Below are 19,671 nucleotides of genomic sequence, written 5' to 3' on the forward strand. Positions count from 1 at the left end.
GTAAGCGTATAACATATGTCATTTTTGTTGTCAAGTTGATAAATTGCAGCTTTTTACAATTTATACTATGATAAGAATAGAAAACAGAAGATCGTATAAACATGAGGGATGATGAACATGAAGTTTACTAAGATTATTGTCCAAGTTGTAGCTCTTTACGTGTTTTACATGATTGGAACATGGGTGCAAGAAATGTTGAATATTCCAATTCCAGGTAGTTTGATTGGCTTATTTTTGTTGCTTATTTTACTTAGCATGAAGGTTCTTCCTGTGAAATGGTTTGATTTAGGAGCAGAAACACTTGTTGCTATTATGCCGTTTTTATTGATTCCGCCAACGATTGGCTTAATGAATTACGGTGCTTTTTTTATGAGTAAAGGAATTTCTCTTTTCATTACAATTGTAGCGAGTACATTTTTAATTATTATTGTCGCAGGACATACAGGACAATATCTTGCGAATAGAAAGGAAAAAGAATCGCGATGAGCCAAATATTAATCGGAATTGGTTGGGTTATTCTTACATTGTTATTATATCAATTATCTAAAAAGATTTATAAAGTATTGCCAACACCATTTACCATTCCAATGCTTGTAGCAACAGCATTAATGATTGTCTTATTACTTGTGCTGGATATACCATATCAACAATACATGCAGAGTGGTGGTGGCTGGATTTCAAAACTGCTTGGTCCAGGGGTGGTAGCATTTGCTATTCCATTATATAAACAGCGTCATGTGTTGCAAAAATATATTGTACCGATTGCGGGTGGTGTATTAGTCGGAACAACAGTTGCGATTGCAAGTGACTTAGTGATTGCAACGCTTATGGGAACAGATAAAAGCTTAATTTTATCTTCTTTACCAAAATCCGTAACAATGCCAGTTGCAATGAGTGTATCTGAGCAGGTTGGCGGCGTTCCATCTTTAACAGCAGCATTCGTTGTTGTTGCAGGGATTACAGGAACAATTACAGGTCCGCTTTTATTGAAATGGAGCCGCGTTACAAACTCTGTTGGTAAAGGGATTGGTTTTGGATGTGCATCACATATTATGGGTGTGATGAGAGCGATGAAAAACAATGAACATGAAGGTGTTATTGGATCGGTAACAATGACATTGACGGCTATTTTAACTTGTCTGCTTGGACCGCTATTTGCAACCATGTTTATGTAATAGATGAAAGCGAGAGCAATAGGAACAGCTCTCGCTTTTCTGTTGGATTTGTGCTACAGTTAAATTAACTGAATCTTTGTAGGAGGTACGCCAGGTGCATACGTTATTATCAGTTTTACTTATTATTGTATCGATTTTAATGATTGTTATGGTACTTATGCAGTCTAGTAATAGTTCAGGCCTTTCAGGTGCTATTTCAGGCGGTGCAGAGCAATTATTTGGTAAGCAAAAAGCACGCGGAATTGAAGCCGTATTAAACCGTATTACAGTTGTTTTAGCTGTACTATTCTTTGCACTAACAATTGGAGTTACGTACTTAAGCATATAAGTAAAGGTCTTGCTTTTTGACAGATATGAAAAAAGAAGAAGCGTTAGCGGATTCGCGCTAATGGTTCTTCTTTTTTTGTCTCATTTGTATTTCATTATTCGCAAAAAGTTTCTAATTAGATTATGGAAATGGAACTATGGTAAACTAGGGATAGAAACAATAAGACTAGATTATAGAAGAGAAAGAGGAGAAGAAGATGATGAAATTAGCATCTCCGAAACCATTTACATTTGAAGGTGGAGACCGTGCTGTTTTATTACTACATGGATTCACGGGAAATTCAGCTGATGTACGTATGCTCGGGCGTTTTTTAGAGAAAAAAGGCTATACTTGCCACGCCCCAATTTATAAAGGTCATGGTGTACCGCCAGAACAACTTGTTCGTACAGGTCCTGAAGACTGGTGGAAAGATGCTATGGCTGCATATCAACATTTGAAGGATCAAGGATATGAGAAGATTGCGGCTGTTGGACTATCACTGGGCGGTGTATTCTCGTTAAAACTTGCTTATACATTACCGATTTTAGGTGTTGTACCAATGTGTGCGCCAATGTACATTAAGAGCGAAGAAATTATGTACCAAGGTATATTGGCATACGCACGTGAATATAAAAAACGTGAGCAGAAATCACCAGAGCAAATTGCAGAAGAAATGATGGAATTTAAAAAGACACCAATGAATACATTAAAAGCATTACAAGATTTAATTCGTGACGTACGCAATAATGTTGATATGATTTATGCTCCAACATTTGTTGTACAAGCACGCCATGATGAAATGATTAATACAGACAGTGCAAACATTATCTATAATGGTGTAGAGTCCACGTTAAAAGAAATTAAGTGGTATGAAGATTCTACGCATGTTATTACGCTTGATAAACAACGTGATGAGCTACACGAGGATGTATATAACTTCTTGGAGCAACTAGATTGGTAAGATCTAGTTGCCTCTTTTTTTCATGAGGTATTAAAACCATTCTTTTTAGGGTGGAAGAGAGGGTCCATCGATGGATAGAAGTGGTCAGTTCCTTTTTTCGCCCCATGCTGTGTGAGAACAGAAGGAGAGAATGAGTGGAGGTCTTCTTTTATAGACGCAACGTAGGTTCCTGTAAATCAAAATGGGTTTATATAGAAATAAACTTTTGAGATGAGGATTACGCAGCAGAATAAATGGTGAAAAACGAGTGTTTATAGAAGTTTCACTTTATATAGAGTCAATGTTTCGGATACACTAAATAATATGAGGATTTAAAGGAGGTATTTGTGCTTGGAAGACATTATTCAAGAACATATTGATAAATTATTGTTATTTATGAAAGAAGAAGCGTATAAGCCGCTAACGATACAAGAATTAGAAGCTGCTTTTGGAATTGTAGATTCCGCTGGCTTTAAAGATTTTGTAAAGGCACTTGTTATGATGGAAGAGAAAGGACTTGTTGTTCGTACACGTAGCAATCGCTATGGCCTTCCAGAAAAGATGAATTTAGTGCGCGGTAAGTTAATTGGACATGCACGTGGTTTTGCATTTGTCGTGCCGGAAGAGAAGAAGACAGGCGACGATGATATTTTTATCCCGCCCACAGAATTAAATGGTGCACTTCATGGCGATACAGTGTTAGCTCGTATTAATTCACAATCTAGCGGATCACGCCAAGAAGGTACGATCATTCGTATTGTAGAACGTGGTACGAAGGAACTAGTTGGTACATATACAGAATCAAAAAATTTTGGATTTGTACTTCCTGATAATAAACGTTGGACAAGTGACATTTTTATTCCGAAAAGTGCATCTATGGGTGCGGTAGAAGGGCATAAAGTTGTTGTGAAAATTACAAGCTATCCGCAAGATCGTTTAAGTGCGGAGGGGGAAGTTATTCAAATTCTAGGTCATAAAAATGACCCAGGGGTAGATATCTTATCTGTTATTCATAAACATCATTTGCCATTAGCATTCCCGGAAGATGTAATGGAACACGCGAACAGTGTACCAGAAACGATTTCAGAAGAAGATTTAAAAGACCGCCGAGATCTTCGTGATCAAATGATTGTGACAATTGATGGTGCAGATGCAAAAGACTTAGATGATGCGGTAACAGTAACAAGGCTTGAGAATGGTAATTATAAACTTGGTGTTCATATTGCGGATGTAAGTCATTATGTTCATGAAGGATCTCCAATTGATGTTGAAGCAGCAGAGAGAGCAACGAGTGTGTATCTTGTTGACCGTGTAATTCCGATGATTCCACATCGTTTATCAAACGGAATCTGTTCCTTGAATCCGAAAGTGGATCGCCTTACACTATCTTGTGAAATGGAAATTAACAATCTTGGTGATGTTGTGAGCCATGAGATTTTCCAAAGTGTCATTAAAACGACAGAGCGTATGACATACGCTGATGTAAGAAGTATTTTAGAAGATGAAGACGAAGAGTTAATTAAACGTTATGAGCCATTAGTACCGATGTTTAAAGAGATGGGTCAGTTAGCGCAAATCTTACGTGAAAAACGTATGAGACGTGGTGCGATTGACTTTGACTTTAAAGAAGCAAAAGTACTAGTAGATGAAGAAGGTAAACCGACAGATGTTGTAATGCGTGATCGTTCGGTATCAGAAAAGCTAATTGAAGAGTTCATGCTTGTTGCCAATGAAACGGTAGCAGAGCATTTCCATTGGATGAACGTACCGTTTATGTACCGTGTCCATGAAGATCCGAAAGAAGATAAATTAGAGCGTTTCTTCGAATTTGTAACAAACTTTGGCTATGCGGTAAAAGGACGTGCGAATGAAATACATCCTCGCGCGCTGCAACAAATTCTTGAAATGGTACAAGGGCAGCCTGAGGAAGTCGTGATTTCAACAGTTATGCTTCGTTCGATGAAACAAGCTCGTTACGATGCAGATAGCTTAGGTCACTTCGGTTTATCAACAGAATTCTATACACATTTCACATCACCAATTCGTCGTTATCCAGATACGATTGTTCACCGATTAATTCGTGAATATATTATTAACGGTAAAATTGATAACGAAACACAAGCAAAATGGCGTGAAAAGTTACCAGAGATTGCAGAGCATTCTTCTAACATGGAACGCCGCGCTGTTGAGGCAGAACGCGAAACAGACGAACTGAAAAAAGCAGAATATATGCTTGATAAGATCGGTGAAGAGTACGACGGTATGATTAGTTCTGTAACAAACTTCGGTTTATTCGTAGAGCTTCCGAATACAATTGAAGGTCTTGTTCACGTTAGCTATTTAACGGATGATTACTATCGTTATGACGAACAGCACTTTGCGATGATTGGTGAACGTACAGGTAACGTCTTCCGCATCGGTGATGAAATTACAATTCGCGTTATTAATGTAAACAAAGATGAACGCGCAATTGATTTTGAAATCGTTGGTATGAAAGGTAGCCCAAGACGTAAACTCAAAGATCGTCCAGTTGTGATTGAACAGCCAAAAGGTGGTAGAAAGAGACGCAGTGGTCGCGGCGAACGTAATAATGAGCGCGGCGGTGCACGTGACAATGAACGTGGTAGTGGAAGAAAATACGAACGTGGTGGTCAAGGGAAAGAATCCTCTGGTCGTCCAGGGAAAAAAGATGGTAACGGTAAAAAGAAAAAGCCATTCTTTGAAAATGTCCCAGGATTTAAGAAGAAAAAGAAAAAGCGTAAGTAAGAAGGAGGGCTTTGCTTATATACTGAGCGAAGCCACTTCTTTTCTGGTGGTATCTAGTTAAGGCGGCAAGCTCTTCGTGTTTAAGAACCTTCTGCAAAAGAAGATAAAAAGCATCCTCTATGCGAAAGAACCTTAGCCGATCAGAGCCGAACATTCTGAGCGAGCACTTCCACTTTTTCGTAATTTTTGTTAAAATGGTACAAATAGAGGAGGGACATAAAATGCCAAAAGGTAGTGGTAAGGTTATTGCACAAAATAAAAAAGTATTTCATGATTATTTCATCGACGAAACATACGAAGCAGGGCTTGTCCTTCAAGGAACGGAAATTAAGTCTATTCGCGCCGGACGCGTAAACTTAAAAGATGCTTTCGCACGTATACATAATGGTGAAGTTTGGGTGTATAATATGCATATTAGTCCATATGAGCAAGGGAATCGTTTCAATCACGAGCCGCTTCGTACAAGAAAATTACTTCTTCATAAGAAAGAAATCGACAAGCTAATTGGCTATTCAAAAGAAACAGGTTATACGCTTGTTCCAGTTAAAATCTATTTAAAAAATGGATTTGCGAAAATGGCACTTGGTGTAGCACGAGGGAAGAAACAATATGATAAGCGTCATGATTTAAAAGAGAAGGAAGCGAAACGCGAAATCGCACGTGCATTCCGTGATCGTCAAAAGATGTAATACAAAAATTTACATTTGTAAAATGTTGAACGTATGATATAATAATTTTTGTAAGGCCAGTTGAACATTGAAAAACAGCTCATTAAGTAGCTATCACGAATATACTTCGTATGCTCCATTCTTATATGGGGACGTTACGGATTCGACAGGGGTAGTTTGAGCTTAAGTTGCGAGTCGAGGGGATCGGCCTCGTTAAAACGTCAAAGCCAATAACTGGCAAACAACAAAACAACTTCGCTTTAGCTGCTTAATACAGCTTAGCGGTTCCTCCCTCCATCGTCCATGTGGTAGGGTAAGGGACTCAAACTAAGTGGACTACGCCGGAGTTCGCCGTCTGAGGACGAAGGAAGAGAACAATCAGACTAGCAACTTAGAAGCCTGTCGATAGGCCGAAGAGTTCGCGAAATGCCAATATATCGACTACACTCGTAGAAGCTTAAGTGCCAATATCTTTGGACGTGGGTTCGACTCCCACCGTCTCCACCAATACATATTTGGTGGTTTTTTTATTTTGTTTGTAACAAGAAGCATAAGTTTGCCGGAACGGCAAGTTTATGCTTCTTTTTATTTGTGGCAAGGTTATGGTTAAAAAGTAATGAATTCTTTTATTATTTAAAAGTAGATTTAGTGACTATTGTTAAACAGTATATTTTAGATAGAGTAATAAAGTGATAGGGATAATTTTTTACGTTATTATTTTTTTAGGAGATGAATAATTATGATTGTTTTTTGCTATTATTCAGTTTTGTATTTTTGTACGGTAACGTTTGGATTATAAATTATTTATTTTGTATAATCATCTTTTACAATATATGGCTCCAGATTCAACAAGGGTATTTATTTGTATGCTGATAATGTCTAGTTTCTTTTTTCTGATAATAGTATGTGGAGGGGAAATTTCTAAAATATGAAGGACATGGCGAACTGCATATCCTTTTTCAATCCACTTATGAGCTACTTCAAGCGTTTCAGTAAGTGAGGGGTTCTTCTTTGCATAATAAATGCCCCTTATTAGGCTACCTCAAGTATAAAACTATTCTTAGTAGTGTCCAAGTTCATTAGGATAGAATATCCCCTTACCAAATATGAATATAAAACTTTCAATAAAAATCAAAAGAGAGGAGGATCCCTCTCTTTTAATAGTTGTGAATCATTAATTTCTGCTAGGAAAAGGAAACAGAAGTGTCACTGTATAGTGGTTACATATATAAACGATAAATCAAGAGGAACTATTTTTAAGTTCTGTATAATTTATTAGGTGATTGCAATAACAGTAGGAGTAAAGTCAATAAGAAGTACGCCTCTTTCTGCTGGCTGCGGATCCTTTCCTTTTTTAACTCCTTTAACATAGTGACTGACCTTTTGATCACAAACACCATAAGAGTCAAGAGGATTTATGAGATCAAACTCATCTAGAATGAATTTTTCATCAACATCTTCCCTTTTTAAACCGGCACAATTCGTAGTGGCAACCGTACTGGTTCCACCAATCACATTTTTATAGGTGACTAAGTGGACGAAAGTGAAGGGCTCTCCATCTTGATGCAGGGTATTTGGAGAAGCGACAGATTCCTGATCATCTTCTGTGACCATATACTTTACAAAATGTACACCAACATGAACAGGAAGTAATTTGTCATGTGTATCCCAGAAAGTTTCGTTAAAATCATATTTTATTATTTCTTTTAGGAGTTCGCTTTCTTTTATCTCCTCGCTGAGCGAGGGAAAAGCTCGGTACTCTTTAAGGTATTCTGCGTTAAAGCTTCCTTGAAAATACAGAGATTGGGGTTCTCCCTGTTCGTCATAATGATTAGGAAGCCATTGAAAATGATTATCCCAAGGATTAATAATTGCGCGTGAATATCTTCTGTACCTGTGACTCTCTAATGAGTATGTATCTACCGGTAGTCTGTCAAACTCGGCTATCATCTGCATAAGATCTTTTTCTAGGTTTTGAACAGGTAAGTTTGCAAGTTGGAATTTCTTGTATCCGTTTACTTCTAGAGCTTTCTTTTCTTTTAATAACAAATTACTCATTTTGTACACCACCTTTATTATTAAGTTAATCGTTAAAAGTTGAGAAATGAAAATCCCTATTTATAACAAAATATTTATAAAATAATAATAATCTTTAATTTTATATATGTAAAGTAAAAAAAACCCATTAATTATATATTTTTATCTTCATTAAATATATTTAAATGATGGAATTAGGTGTTTTTTTATATTTATGCAATTATTCTTTGCAAAATGAAAACGATTATTGACATTTAGAATTATTTGATTTATTCTAAAATTAGTTAATTTATGGAAAGGGATAGTGGAATGCTAATTAATAGAGTCAGAGAAATGCGCGCACGTCACAAATGGTCTCAGCAAGATTTGGCTAAAAAAATTGGGGCCACCAGACAAACGATTGGATTGATTGAAAAAGGGGATTATGCACCCTCCATAACGTTAGTTTTGAAAATTTCGAAAGCTTTTCAAGTTACAGTAGAAGAAGTTTTTTTCCTCGAAGAGAAAGGATGAGCAAAATGTTACAAAAACTTATAAAGTCTCCTATTGTTCCGATGTTTTTATTTATTCTGTTAATTACTTTTTTTATTTTTTCTCTGTATAATCCTCAGGATGAAAAACAGCTGTTGGCTAGGATATGTCTCTTTCTGCTTACTGCCTTAACTTTCATTTGGACGATCCTGATAAGATACTATAACAAAAAGCATCCTGAAAGCAGAATCCGCTTCTCTGGGCTTCTTCCTTCCGAATTTCTTGACATGGACGAAGGACAGCAATGGGTTACTCTTAAAGCATGTAGAAGTGTTTATATCTTCTTTTCAGTTGGATTGCCGGTTACTGCAGGAATTTGTTTCCTATTTTCTGAGTTTGTTCTTACTCCCTTTTTCGCCATTGGATTTTTGGGTATTGGCCAATACCTGGTGTATTGGCTGACGGTTCGTAAATTAAATAAATATTAAAAAGGAAGTGATGTAATGCTTGAATGGGCACAAGACCAATCGACTGTCTGGCAATTTGTTGTAATTTTTGTTGTTGCTTTCGCCCCTTGGATGGATGTATCTATTGTAGTTCCTATCGGTGTGGCATGGGGGTTGCCACCGCTTGGAGTTGCAATAGTGGCTTTTACTGGTAACTTGCTTTTAGTTTTACTGCTAGGATTTTTCTTTAAGCAATTTTACGCATGGAGAGAAAAAAGGAGAAAGGCAAAAGGAATTACGACTCCCTCCAAACAGGAAACAAGATCCAGAAAAATTTGGGAGCGATACGGTATTCCAGGTCTAGCGCTTCTTGCGCCAATTTTTGTCGGTACTGATATTGCCGCTGTTTTGGCCTTAACATTTGGTTCCTCTCGGACACAAGTGATAAGTTGGATGACTGTTAGCTTAGCTGTTTGGACAACTATATTCACTATCGGTTCCATGTATGGCTTTAGCTATCTAAACATTATTTAATATAGAGGGGTGAATTTATGGAACATCGGCTTTCTTTGCCAGAAGAAATGGTCCTATTAGGAGCGAATCACCTTCGTTTGAAGTATCGTTCATACACAGAAACATATAGCATTGGGTCTATATTTATTGACCTACTTTTAAAAAGGAAAATAGAGTTGGATACAAAGGGAAAAGTTATGGTTGTTGATGCTGATATAACTGGAGCTGATTATTTGGACCAAGTTATCCTTATTCTTGTCAAATCATTTAGAACGAGAAAATTAAAAGCCTGGATTAAGTATTTTCATTTCAAAACCCGGTTACGAGGAAAGATACACAATTCTATTCTTCAAGAACTGCAAAAAAAAGGGGCAATCACCTTAGGTTTAAAAGTTCCTTTTCTACCTCTACGAAAAATCACCGAGATTAATCAATCGCGAGAACAAGTTGTTAAACTGATTCATTCTCAGCTCATCTATAATAGAGTTCCTGATGAACAGACAGTTGTTCTTTTGTATTTGCTGAAAGAGACAGGATTATTAAAAGATTATTTTAATTCAAAAGAAAGAGCAGAAATAATGGACCGTATAAATGGGCAAAAAGACCAGCTTTCAATTGATATAAATTCTATTCAACGGATTGAAAAAGCCATACAGGATATTACAGCTTGTCTTGCCTCTTTAGGTGGTGCACTAGTGACTCCTTAGACGGTAATTATTCCTTAATTAAATGGTGAAGGGAGATACAAAATGAACTCACTAATTATCAATACAAATAATCTAACAAAGACCTACAAAAAAAATATAGTTGTAGATTCTTTAAACATGAAAGTCAGTCAAGGTGAGATTTACGGATTTTTAGGTCCGAACGGGGCAGGGAAAACTACGACTATTCGTATGTTGCTTGGTCTTATTCGCCCCACTAAAGGTGATGTCAAGATATTTGATAAGGACCTAAAGAAGGATCGTTTGTCAATTTTAGGGGAAATTGGATCTCTTGTTGAAACACCGACCTACTACGGTCATCTCAGTGGCTATGAAAATTTAGAAGCTGCCAGACGACTGCTACGAATAGATAATGCAGATAGAGTAAAGGAGGTACTCAAAATTGTCCAGCTAGAAGGTGCCAAGGATAAAAAGGTTAAGAATTATTCCTTAGGAATGAAACAAAGGTTGGGTATTGCAACCGCTTTGTTGAATCGCCCACAGCTTTTAATTCTAGATGAACCAACCAACGGTCTTGACCCTGCTGGTATTCATGAAATACGTGAACTTATTAAAGAAATGCCTGCAAAGTTTGGAATGACCGTTTTGATTTCAAGTCATTTACTTAGTGAAATAGAGTTGATGGCAACTCAGGTAGGTATTATTCAAAACGGGAAGATGCTTTTTCAAGATTCTATTGAGGTTCTAAGGAAAGAAAGTGAACCTAAAATTAAAATAAAAGTCGATAAGCCTTTGGAAGCAGCTAGTTCTCTTAAACATAAAGGCATTGAGGCAAATTTTGAAGAGGAAGAAGGGACTGTGTATATTCAAGAATCTTCCCCATCTATAGCCGGGGAAGCCAACAAGGTACTAGTAGAGGCCGGATTTACAGTCTCCCGCCTGGAAGGTATGAAAAAGTCACTTGAAGATATCTTCTTAGATCTTACAGGGAAAGGACAGAGCTTATAATGGGACCGATATTCTCGTCCGATTTAGTTAAAATAAAACGTTCATGGTTTTGGGGACTTGTCCTATTTTTCCCTGCTGTATTAGTAGGAGGCGTAACTCTGCTGCTGTTGCTGAATGCTGGTGATATACAGCAGGAGGTCTCAGAAGGTAGGAGTTATAACATTTGGGGTACCATATGGATGATTACATTTTACGGCAACTATTTTATTATCCACCTTTCCGTTACAATTTTATGCTCATATATTGCTAATCTAGAGCACCAGGCAAGATCGTGGAAACTTATCTTTTCTATGCCAATATCCAAGACTCAATACTATTGGACGCGCTACATGTGGATATGCTTTGGTGTGCTACTTTCGGGCTTATTTTTAATGGTTGCTATGTGCCTTTCTGGATTTTTATTTGGAGGGAGCGCTACATTTAATGCCTCCAGAATCTTTTATTTTACAATGTTTCCATATCTGACTTCTTTTGCTCTTATTGGGCTTCAGCTATGGATGTCCATGGTATTAAATAATCAGGCGATACCGATGATGATGGGAGGAGTAGGAATAGCCTTGGGGCTATTTTTGATTCAGCTGCCGGGGATTACACAATATCTTCCGTGGGTCCTGCCATACCAGATAACATTTTCAAATGAAAATATCATTACTGATTTTTCTAGTATAGTTAATTCTCCTGACTACCAGTGGGAATGGGTTTGGATTAGCGTTGGCATGGGCTTATTTTTCACTATCATTGGATCGATACATTTTTCCAGTAGAGAAGTAGATTAGGAGGAAGAGTATGTTTAAAGATGTATTATGGAATGATTGGCTGAAGCTTAGGAACTATATGCCGATTTGGATGATTATTCTGATAACACCCTTGTTTCTTACTGTTATTGGAGTGGCCAACTATGTTACTCATATCGATGTTTTTGAAGAGAATGGAATGGTAGGATGGACGGGGGCGTGGACCCAAGTCGAGTTTTTGTACGGAACTGTCCTTTGTCCGCTACTTTCAAGTGTGTATCTGGCAATGCTCTGCCGTTTTGAACATGCAAATGGAGGGTGGAAGCAGCTTTTGTCCTATCCTATTCCAAAAGTATACTTTTATCTATCAAAGATGATATGGGGCTGGCTGTTGGTGGGAATGACAAATGTTATGATGTTTTTGTATTTCCTTATATTAGGGAAAGTGATGGGGGTGACAGGAACATTTCCATATTTCGAATTTCTAGGTCTGTTTCTAAATGGATGGTTGTCCATTCTACCTCTTATAGCCCTTCAAACCTGGCTGGCGATACAATGGCAAAACTTTTCTCTTCCAATTGCCTTGAACTTTGCTTTTATAATTCCGAATATCTTTGTGACAGGTTCAAAGTATGGAAGATATTATCCTTGGTCGCAGCCTGCTTATGCTATGACACCGGAAAATCAACTTGGATTTACACAGACAACCCAAGATTTGTACCTAGCAGTAATAGGTGGTTTTCTCTTGTTTAGTTTAGCCGGAGTCTGGAATTTCATGCGTACTGAAATGAAATAAATACCTATCAAGGAGGGAATTATAGTGAAAAAAGGCACCATTATTGCCATTATGGCGGTAGCAGTAGTTGTTTTAGCTATCTTATTCTTTTTTGGACCTTTAGGGGAAATGTTTGTATAACCTACAATTTAATGTAAAAGATGAGAAGAAATATCCGGAGTCATTTATTAGACTTCGGATACTTCATTTTTAAGAACATATTCTATTTCTATACCCTTAAAAATGAAGTAGCTAAAGGAGATATTTATATAAAAAATTTCATCTAGTCGTTGTGTAAAGCTTAGTTCAGTAATCACCTCCTATAAATTACAGTTTGTCAATCTAAGCGCGACAGTTCATACTGAAAAGCTTTGTGGGCGGTTTTCCAACCTAAATATTTTTTTGTCTTTGAATAATAAGAAGCAGTACTTGATTTAGTTGGTCTTGTGAAATAGGGATCGGCAGAGAACGCTGCTATTTTTAAGTCTTTTTCCACCTGTTGATAACACGAAAATCGTTTTCCTCTATCGACTGTGACTGTTTGAAATGCAGTGGATAGGTGCATGGCAGCTATTTGTTTTATTTAGGATTCCATGGAGTCTCTGTTGGATCCGGAATATTATATATTACAGCTGTTTCTAAAAGAGACGTCCCTGTTTCATTCATAAAGTTAAGTACGTCTAGTTTAAACTCTTTAGTATAGTTTGTATAGGTAGAAACCAAGCCTGTCTCACCTTGATTTTCATATAAAGCAATCCACTTTTGGACATTACTTCGAGAAACCTTGAATTTCCTAGTGAGGCTTTTTTTACTACAATTACGTTTGTAAACAATGTTCAACTATCTTTAATTTGAACTCAGTTTTGTATTTTGACATAAAGAAGCCCCCCAATAGTTAGCTTTTTTGTCTAACAATTGGGGGGCAGTTCAATGAGATGCAGGTTTATTTCTTAACTATATGTTACCATTTTTGCTTGTTGTGACCACAACAGGCGATAAAGTTCACATTCATTAAGCAGAGTATCGTGGCTGCCGATTGCCTCGATACGCCCTTGATCCATAACAATGATAGCATCTGCATCAGTAATAGCTGCCAAACGATGGGCGATAACCAATTGGGTAATACCATTTTTCCGGAAAGTATCATTAAGTTTCTGCTCGGTTAGTGAATCCATCTGACTGGTTGCTTCATCTAAAATTAAAAGAGAAGGGTTCGTAGCTAGAGCTCTGGCTATGGCTAATCTCTGCCTTTGTCCCCCGGATAAATTTTGGCCGTTTTCCCCGATAACCGTGTTATACTTAAGCGGCATTGAAAGGATATCCTCGTGTAGTGATGCTAGTTGAGCTGCTTGCTCCAGTTGGTCTACAGGTAAGTCCTCAAAGAAAGCTATGTTTTTATAAATTGTGTCATTAAACAGGTACGTTTCCTGAAGGACTATGCCAATCTGAGTTCTTAAATCTTCATAATCCACTTGATCCATACTTTCCGATCCATAATAAATAGAGCCCTCGGAAGGGGGATAGAGCCCAAGCAGTAATTTAATTAAAGAGCTTTTTCCACTACCAGTCGGCCCTACAATACCTATTTTTTGTCCTGGTTCTATACTCAATGAAATGTTATGTAAGACAGGTGATTCCCCTTTATAGGCGAAGCTTACATCATCAAAAACTATAGGATTAGTCTTAAAATCGATTTTTGCCGCCTTTTCACTAAGTTGTAGATTTTGCTCTGTTTTTGCAGAGAGTACATCAAAGACCCTTTCAAAAGCACTGAACAAAATTTGAAAGGATTGAAAGTAAGTAATCAGAGAATTGATGGGCGTTAAAAAGGAGAGAGCTAAAGAATTAAATGCTATTAGGGCACCAATAGTCATAAATCCATTAGAAATCTCCCTCATTCCCAGCATTAAAAGAAGTAGCGGAGCAACTAAGCCAATACTGCTTACAATGCTATTTAAAAGACCACTTCGAGAAAACCTCAAGGAGAAGTAATTCATTTGCTCTGAGAATAGTTCTGTCCAGCCATTGAGAATTTTGTCTTCCCTTCGTGTAGACTTAACTAATAGAATACTACGTAGTCCTTCCATCAAATAGCTTTGAGCGGTCCCCTGAACCGCCAATTCCTGTTGTGAATAGCTTCTTATTGAACCTAAAAAGAGAAACATCAGAAAAATTTCAGTTATGGCGATTATTAAGGTTATTCCACTTAAAAATACTGACTGTGTAAACATGGTAATTAAACATATCAAAATCATTGTTACATCCAAAATTATTGCGATTCCGGTAGTTGATAGGATCTCCCGAATCATCGAGATATTGTTCAGTCTTGTTGCAAGGTCTCCTGTATTCCGTTGTTCAAAAAAGGTAAGCGGAAGTTTTAATAGATGTGTTAGATAATCTGCAGATAGCTTAGTACTGATATGTCTTTGAAGCTGTGCAAATAGAATGCTTCTAATATAGGAAAAAAGTAAGCTAGTAACAAAAATGGCTCCTATAATTAAAAAAATATTGCTGATTATAGAGGATTTTTCAAAATCCATGTACCTATCGACAATATAACCTATCATAAAGGGTACGGTCAGGCTAAGGGCCTGAACAAGGATAGAAAATACAATCATTAAAATGCTGTACTTTGGTTTAATCATAGCGTAATAGAGAAGCATTTTGTTACTGCTCTTACTACTACTGGATCCCTTATTTACTCGCTCTGTGCATTCAAACGTAAGCGCTATTCCGCTAAAATGATGCTCTAGCTCCATTAGGTTTATTGTCTTTCTGCCTTGAGCTGGGTCAATAATGGTTGCTGATCCAGAGTTGATTTTATCCAAAACCACATAATGGCTGTGGTCCCAGTGTAGGATAGCAGGCAAAGTAATTTGATAGAGTTGGTCCAGTTTTTCTATTTTAAAAGCATGGCATTTGAATCCATAATTTTCTGAGACGTTCTTTAAAGTTAATGCGCTGACTCCGTTTCTGTATGCTTGGCACTCTTCGCTAAGAATGTAAAGAGGAACTTTAAGTTCGTAGAAAGCAAAAATCATAGAAAGACAGGCTGGTCCACATTCGTTTTGACTCACCTGCCTGATAACCGGAACATTTGTCCAGCGCTTTATTCTTTTTTGCTTCTGTCTAGATGACATTATTTAACCTCCTATAAACTACCTATAGCTCTAGATACCTAGAGCTATAGGTAGTTGAAATTCAAAACTTATTTTAGTGCTGTTATAGACTCCAAGTGAGTTATTGAAGGAACGCCGTTTATATCATAAAGCTTAAGTAGCCCTAAACCGACGCCTGAAATGCCTACCATTGCACCATATGTTTCTAGGTACTGAGGGAGACCGCTTTTCCAACCACCTTGCTGAATTTCATCCAATACATGTTCCCCTACTGCATAGCTGTACTGTTTCCAAAGATCCTCTTTAAGTACTTTACTTGCCAGCAACAGTACAGCTGAATTTCCTGTATCTCCATGACAAAGGGAATGGTCTCTACCGAATCCTTCTTTTATAATGGTCTCTAAACCGACTCTGATTTCAATGTCAATAAGCGAATCGGAGTAACCTGCCTTTTTCAATAGCAGGCGGGATAAAACTACACCCGCTGCTCCATGACACCAAGCACAAGGGAGTTGAGGTAGCTCAGCGGCGCTTGGAAGGGCCCAATTTCTTTTTTCTTCCATGTACAGACTTCGCTCATAGGCTAATCCTTGTTTGAGGGCATCATATAACATTTGCTCTCCGGTAAGTTGATAAAGTTCATGCAAGGCCCAAACAATGCCAGAGGTTCCATGAGAGAAACCAGGCAATGCATCTTCGGAGACAGATATTTTCCAGCCAATTCCTGTAGCTTGAGGTATAGCTTTTTGAAGAATATGTTCCCCGAATTTCTTTGATGCTTCCAAGAAGATTTCATCTCCTGTCTGTTTGTAAAGGTCTAAACAGACAATAAGTGAGCCAGCTGAACCGTCTATAATATCCACTTCCTGCATATATGGAATAGATTCAATAAGCTTTGGCATCACTTTTTTTACTTCTTCCATTAAGGAAGGTTCATCTAATATTTTTGTTAGGTGGTTAAGCGTATAAATATTAGATAATACGCCAGTAAAAGCACCTAATGAAGCATACTTAGGGTAAGCTAATAGCTCCTGAAGAGATTCTTTTATAGGAGGTAAACATTTTTGTATATAGACCCTATACTTCGAATCTCTAGTATATTTATATAAATAACCAAAAAATAGAGCAATACCGCTTATTCCATCATATAAATCATTCCCTAGAGGAGCAATTCTCCAAAGGCTCTCTGCATTGTCAGTAAGGCGGGTCCCGATCCAAGAGACATCCTCTTTTCCATTATTTGTTCCTTGTATAGACCTGGATATCAGGTAATCCGCTACTCTTTTTGCTTCTTCTAAGAACGAATCTCGATCTATTTGGTTATCCGGAACGGAAGGGATGTAGTTTGATTTTTTATCTGATGGAGATGATTCAAGTGCCAGCATTGAAAGCTTAATAATTTGTAGCTGTTCCTCATAATCTTTTGGACCGAGCCTCTCTATTTTGTCGAGTGTTTTTGCCAAGCTACTTGTTTTATAGTAGTTTTCATAGCAACGTCCCTGGCTATCGTAGATATGGGGTTGCCCTGGTTCTGTTGTAAAATACGGAATGTCTCCTTCCAATAAGTCTGCTTTTTCCGCGAGAAGAACCTGCGTTAATTCTGGTTGCATTTCTGTATCAAGCCATAATTTCCCTAAAAGCATCTCTCTGTCTAGGCCATCCCGTAAATAGTCCGGGTGATAGCTGATAGCGAGAAGGTTACCATATCTGTTAGTGGCCCGCAATATCTGCCTTACCCTTGTATTTTTAAATCGGCTAATCTCATTTTTTAGGCAATCTTTGTTCTTGGTTAACAAATCATAAGCTTCCTTGAACCCTGCCATCATGTCATCTACATACATAGTGACACTTACCTGTTTACCATTTAATGTTGGATAATTTGAGCTGGCAGGAATTTTCATGTATCCACGCTCTACTTTTTGTTCATCTGTGTTATTCGACTGAATAACCGGTACTTTGGAAGGATAAATCTGTTCCTCACCATTAGCCATACCACTTATGTTGAGGCCTCGTCCCTCAATTTTATTGTATAATGTGAAAACTGGTAGGATATTGGTAGCCAAAACAGATTGACTTAGTGTTTTAAGTGCTACTTCTTGAGCAGTAACTGATTCGGTTGACTGTACGGCATCTTGATTAAAAAGGGTCTCTAGATCAATTAGCATTGGATATTCGCCGCTGGCAATCAGGTTCTCGTTGTGAAAATCAATAGCATTGATAGAATATAAAAGTGCCAAATAATATCCCATTCTACGATAAAAGTTTTTTACTTCCTGTTCGGCTGAGCATTCTTTATGTTCTATAAACTCACTCCAGCCGTATGTATCCCTATCTAGTAGAGTGATAGGGAGAAGTCTCAGTTTTTTCTCTTTTAATTCGTTAAACCAGCACAAAAGCTGTTGAAATTGTTCATCGATTTTTAAAGACCTTGGCTTATACACTAGGTTCATGTCATCGTTGAACTTTATGATAACTACTCCTTTCCCGCCATTGTGCGAATCGGAGATGTTCGTTTTTATATCCTCGATGACTGTTATAGGAGTACTATTAAAGAAATGCTGTTCGATTGCTTTCTTATCATGCAGAAGATGATCGTAAATTTCTGCAAAATTATCTGCCCATCTAATTGTCTTTCTTGAAAGAATTCTTACTAAGACAGGGTATTGCTTATAAAGTTGTGCTAAGTAATTTTTATCGGTTAAAAGTGTATAGGAAAAATATTTATAACGCTCTTGAGGTGTTTCTCCGACAAGAAGCTCTTTTAATCTTGCTATATTCAATTCCAAAGTTAGAGTTCGGAAGCTCACTTTGCTGAGTGTTTCAGCCAAATTACGCACAAGCTGGAAAAGTACCTTTTCTTTTGATAATGAGATACCATGTTTTTTTTCAGATAATGAGATTGCTTTTTCTATTCTCTCAACCCCGATTTTTAAAAAGGGGAGTAAAAAATTAAAAAAAGCAATTGGCTCATTTGGATTTAGAGCAATTATTTTTTGGAGAATGCGTGGCAATTCTGGTTCCTGATAATTAAATCTTTCTAATTCACCAATAATAGAAAGCCATTCAGCGCTGGAATCGGAATCATAGTTATTACTTATCATTATTTTATGTAAATCCTTGTGTTCTATATTATGTAAATGTAAGTTTTTTAAAAAGAGATCTTCGTTGTTGCCCATCCCGTCTATCCAGTTGCTAATCCGGAGATTGGAATAGTCATCAGGCTGCATTTCTTGAGCGAGATTACTAGTTGTGCTCTTTTGGACCCTTTCTTCTATGAAAAATGCCTTTTTTAAGGCTTGATTTGCAAGCATGGGATCACTCCTATATGTAAATAAAGTCTTTAATAATTATGTAAGAATAATAATAGAGGATTAGGGGTATCATATAAGAATACAAAGTACCTTTAGAATTAGAAAGAAGATAGCAATGCTATCTTCTTTCTAAAGGTATTGCAAAGAACTGAAATAAGTATTTTTGTAATAGTGCTAGCTGTTTAAATCATCTGATCATGATTCGAACAGCTTATGCTATTAGCAAGACCAGCTCCAACAAGACCATGATGGACAAATTGAGCAATCTTTTGTCCATGTACAAGTACCACCGCAATCACCAGCACCCACTACTTTATCCAGATCAGCGTCTGAAAGCTCTGCAAGAATATCTCCTGCAGGATTTACTGGCATCTTGCTAAGTTCTGCTGCTGAAAGAGTAGAACGTTTAGCTGGATCGTTCCAGTATTGGATAATTTTATCATTCATGTAATTCACCCCCCTCTGAAGTAAATTTATAACATTTTATATAAAAAAGCAATATATATTTTGTATTTTTTAAAATTTTTAAAATTTATCCGTTATATATGTATTTGACACTTAAGAGCTGTTGGTAGGTCAGATGAAAGTTTTGTAAGAGCATTTCCTGCAGGGATTACTGGTATTTTGCTAAGTTCTGCTGTTGAAAGAGTAGAGCACCTAGCTGGGGCATTCCAGTATTGGATGATTTTATCATGCGTGAAATTACCTCTTTTATAGTGAGAAATATAGTGATTTA

At 37.2% G+C, this 19,671-nt stretch carries 18 protein-coding genes, 1 other RNA gene and 2 pseudogenes; 14 read left to right on the forward strand and 7 right to left on the reverse strand.

The features are described from left to right. The first annotated feature begins 117 nt into the window (after positions 1-117). From BPMYX0001_RS22270 to ssrA, 7 genes are all read left to right on the forward strand, one after another. A complete protein-coding gene (locus BPMYX0001_RS22270) occupies positions 118-486 on the forward strand; it encodes a CidA/LrgA family holin-like protein (RefSeq protein ID WP_018765084.1) in 369 nt (122 codons plus the stop codon). Beyond that, complete coding sequence (locus BPMYX0001_RS22275; RefSeq protein WP_018765083.1) at positions 483-1,175, forward strand: LrgB family protein; 693 nt, start codon at positions 483-485, stop codon at positions 1,173-1,175. The genes BPMYX0001_RS22270 and BPMYX0001_RS22275 overlap by 4 nt, the downstream gene beginning before the upstream one ends. 94 nt (positions 1,176-1,269) lie before the next feature. Beyond that, complete coding sequence (gene secG, locus BPMYX0001_RS22280; RefSeq protein ID WP_003201945.1) at positions 1,270-1,503, forward strand: preprotein translocase subunit SecG; 234 nt, start codon at positions 1,270-1,272, stop codon at positions 1,501-1,503. Positions 1,504-1,702: 199 nt separating this feature from the next. After that, a complete protein-coding gene (locus BPMYX0001_RS22285) occupies positions 1,703-2,443 on the forward strand; it encodes an alpha/beta hydrolase (RefSeq protein WP_018765082.1) in 741 nt (246 codons plus the stop codon). A 330-nt stretch (positions 2,444-2,773) separates the two neighbouring features. Continuing rightward, positions 2,774-5,188, forward strand: a complete 2,415-nt coding sequence (rnr, locus tag BPMYX0001_RS22290; RefSeq protein WP_006096530.1) for a ribonuclease R — start codon at positions 2,774-2,776, stop codon at positions 5,186-5,188. A 221-nt stretch (positions 5,189-5,409) separates the two neighbouring features. Beyond that, the gene (gene smpB / locus BPMYX0001_RS22295) at positions 5,410-5,877 is read left to right on the forward strand and encodes an SsrA-binding protein SmpB (protein ID WP_001123909.1); all 468 of its coding nucleotides are present in this window, start codon (positions 5,410-5,412) and stop codon (positions 5,875-5,877) included. Positions 5,878-6,004: 127 nt separating this feature from the next. Then, positions 6,005-6,363: a transfer-messenger RNA gene (gene ssrA / locus BPMYX0001_RS31385) on the forward strand. A gap of 768 nt (positions 6,364-7,131) precedes the next feature. On the opposite strand, the gene BPMYX0001_RS22300 is transcribed toward ssrA, so the two are convergent. Further along, a complete protein-coding gene (locus BPMYX0001_RS22300; protein WP_006096531.1) occupies positions 7,132-7,914 on the reverse strand; it encodes a 2OG-Fe dioxygenase family protein in 783 nt (260 codons plus the stop codon). 288 nt (positions 7,915-8,202) lie between these two features. On the opposite strand from BPMYX0001_RS22300, the gene BPMYX0001_RS22305 reads away from it, so the two are divergent. The 7 genes from BPMYX0001_RS22305 to BPMYX0001_RS22335 are packed head-to-tail and all read left to right on the forward strand — an operon-like array spanning position 8,203 to position 12,526. Next, positions 8,203-8,406: a helix-turn-helix transcriptional regulator gene (locus BPMYX0001_RS22305; RefSeq protein ID WP_033799230.1), complete on the forward strand. Its 204-nt coding sequence runs from the start codon at positions 8,203-8,205 to the stop codon at positions 8,404-8,406. A 5-nt stretch (positions 8,407-8,411) separates the two neighbouring features. Further along, complete coding sequence (locus tag BPMYX0001_RS22310; protein ID WP_006096533.1) at positions 8,412-8,852, forward strand: hypothetical protein; 441 nt, start codon at positions 8,412-8,414, stop codon at positions 8,850-8,852. A 15-nt stretch (positions 8,853-8,867) separates the two neighbouring features. After that, positions 8,868-9,344 (forward strand): small multi-drug export protein, encoded by a 477-nt coding sequence (locus tag BPMYX0001_RS22315; RefSeq protein ID WP_006096534.1) that lies wholly within the window; start codon positions 8,868-8,870, stop codon positions 9,342-9,344. Between the two features lie 17 nt (positions 9,345-9,361). Continuing rightward, positions 9,362-10,030 carry a GOLPH3/VPS74 family protein gene (locus tag BPMYX0001_RS22320; RefSeq protein WP_006096535.1) on the forward strand — a complete coding sequence of 223 codons (669 nt, stop codon included), beginning with the start codon at positions 9,362-9,364 and terminating at the stop codon, positions 10,028-10,030. A 42-nt stretch (positions 10,031-10,072) separates the two neighbouring features. After that, entirely contained in the window at positions 10,073-10,996 is a 924-nt protein-coding gene (locus BPMYX0001_RS22325; RefSeq protein ID WP_033799231.1) for an ABC transporter ATP-binding protein, read from the forward strand. Continuing rightward, on the forward strand, positions 10,996-11,772 hold the full coding sequence (locus BPMYX0001_RS22330; RefSeq protein WP_006096537.1) for an ABC transporter permease: 777 nt from the start codon (positions 10,996-10,998) through the stop codon (positions 11,770-11,772). The genes BPMYX0001_RS22325 and BPMYX0001_RS22330 overlap by 1 nt, the downstream gene beginning before the upstream one ends. Positions 11,773-11,782: 10 nt before the next feature. After that, entirely contained in the window at positions 11,783-12,526 is a 744-nt protein-coding gene (locus tag BPMYX0001_RS22335) for an ABC transporter permease (protein WP_006096538.1), read from the forward strand. A gap of 582 nt (positions 12,527-13,108) precedes the next feature. On the opposite strand, the pseudogene BPMYX0001_RS34995 reads toward BPMYX0001_RS22335, so the two are convergent. From BPMYX0001_RS34995 to BPMYX0001_RS22360, 6 genes and pseudogenes are all read right to left on the reverse strand, one after another. Further along, positions 13,109-13,216: pseudogene (locus tag BPMYX0001_RS34995) on the reverse strand (helix-turn-helix domain-containing protein); the annotation flags it as partial. An 18-nt stretch (positions 13,217-13,234) separates the two neighbouring features. Then, positions 13,235-13,345 (reverse strand): annotated as a pseudogene (locus BPMYX0001_RS35000) (helix-turn-helix domain-containing protein); the annotation flags it as partial. A gap of 110 nt (positions 13,346-13,455) precedes the next feature. Beyond that, positions 13,456-15,645 (reverse strand): peptidase domain-containing ABC transporter, encoded by a 2,190-nt coding sequence (locus BPMYX0001_RS22345; protein WP_006096539.1) that lies wholly within the window; start codon positions 15,643-15,645, stop codon positions 13,456-13,458. A gap of 68 nt (positions 15,646-15,713) precedes the next feature. After that, positions 15,714-18,935 (reverse strand): type 2 lanthipeptide synthetase LanM family protein, encoded by a 3,222-nt coding sequence (locus BPMYX0001_RS22350; protein WP_006096540.1) that lies wholly within the window; start codon positions 18,933-18,935, stop codon positions 15,714-15,716. A gap of 219 nt (positions 18,936-19,154) precedes the next feature. Further along, complete coding sequence (locus BPMYX0001_RS22355) at positions 19,155-19,382, reverse strand: mersacidin/lichenicidin family type 2 lantibiotic (protein ID WP_006096541.1); 228 nt, start codon at positions 19,380-19,382, stop codon at positions 19,155-19,157. Between the two features lie 92 nt (positions 19,383-19,474). Next, positions 19,475-19,671, reverse strand: a 197-nt coding sequence (locus BPMYX0001_RS22360) for a mersacidin/lichenicidin family type 2 lantibiotic (protein ID WP_033799232.1), incomplete at its 5' end; no start/stop codon positions are given.

It is taken from the genome of Bacillus pseudomycoides DSM 12442, assembly GCF_000161455.1.
Lineage (GTDB): Bacteria > Bacillota > Bacilli > Bacillales > Bacillaceae_G > Bacillus_A > Bacillus_A pseudomycoides.

Coding starts and splice junctions, on each gene's coding strand:
- BPMYX0001_RS22270 (WP_018765084.1), top strand. CDS start 118: ATGAAGTTTACTAAGATTATTGTCCAAGTTGTAGCTCTTTACGTGTTT.
- BPMYX0001_RS22320 (WP_006096535.1), top strand. CDS start 9,362: ATGGAACATCGGCTTTCTTTGCCAGAAGAAATGGTCCTATTAGGAGCG.
- BPMYX0001_RS22350 (WP_006096540.1), bottom strand. CDS start 18,935: ATGCTTGCAAATCAAGCCTTAAAAAAGGCATTTTTCATAGAAGAAAGG.
- BPMYX0001_RS22300 (WP_006096531.1), bottom strand. CDS start 7,914: ATGAGTAATTTGTTATTAAAAGAAAAGAAAGCTCTAGAAGTAAACGGA.
- BPMYX0001_RS22330 (WP_006096537.1), top strand. CDS start 10,996: ATGGGACCGATATTCTCGTCCGATTTAGTTAAAATAAAACGTTCATGG.
- BPMYX0001_RS22275 (WP_018765083.1), top strand. CDS start 483: ATGAGCCAAATATTAATCGGAATTGGTTGGGTTATTCTTACATTGTTA.
- BPMYX0001_RS22305 (WP_033799230.1), top strand. CDS start 8,203: ATGCTAATTAATAGAGTCAGAGAAATGCGCGCACGTCACAAATGGTCT.
- smpB (WP_001123909.1), top strand. CDS start 5,410: ATGCCAAAAGGTAGTGGTAAGGTTATTGCACAAAATAAAAAAGTATTT.
- BPMYX0001_RS22345 (WP_006096539.1), bottom strand. CDS start 15,645: ATGTCATCTAGACAGAAGCAAAAAAGAATAAAGCGCTGGACAAATGTT.
- BPMYX0001_RS22325 (WP_033799231.1), top strand. CDS start 10,073: ATGAACTCACTAATTATCAATACAAATAATCTAACAAAGACCTACAAA.
- BPMYX0001_RS22315 (WP_006096534.1), top strand. CDS start 8,868: ATGCTTGAATGGGCACAAGACCAATCGACTGTCTGGCAATTTGTTGTA.
- BPMYX0001_RS22310 (WP_006096533.1), top strand. CDS start 8,412: ATGTTACAAAAACTTATAAAGTCTCCTATTGTTCCGATGTTTTTATTT.
- BPMYX0001_RS22285 (WP_018765082.1), top strand. CDS start 1,703: ATGAAATTAGCATCTCCGAAACCATTTACATTTGAAGGTGGAGACCGT.
- BPMYX0001_RS22335 (WP_006096538.1), top strand. CDS start 11,783: ATGTTTAAAGATGTATTATGGAATGATTGGCTGAAGCTTAGGAACTAT.
- BPMYX0001_RS22355 (WP_006096541.1), bottom strand. CDS start 19,382: ATGAATGATAAAATTATCCAATACTGGAACGATCCAGCTAAACGTTCT.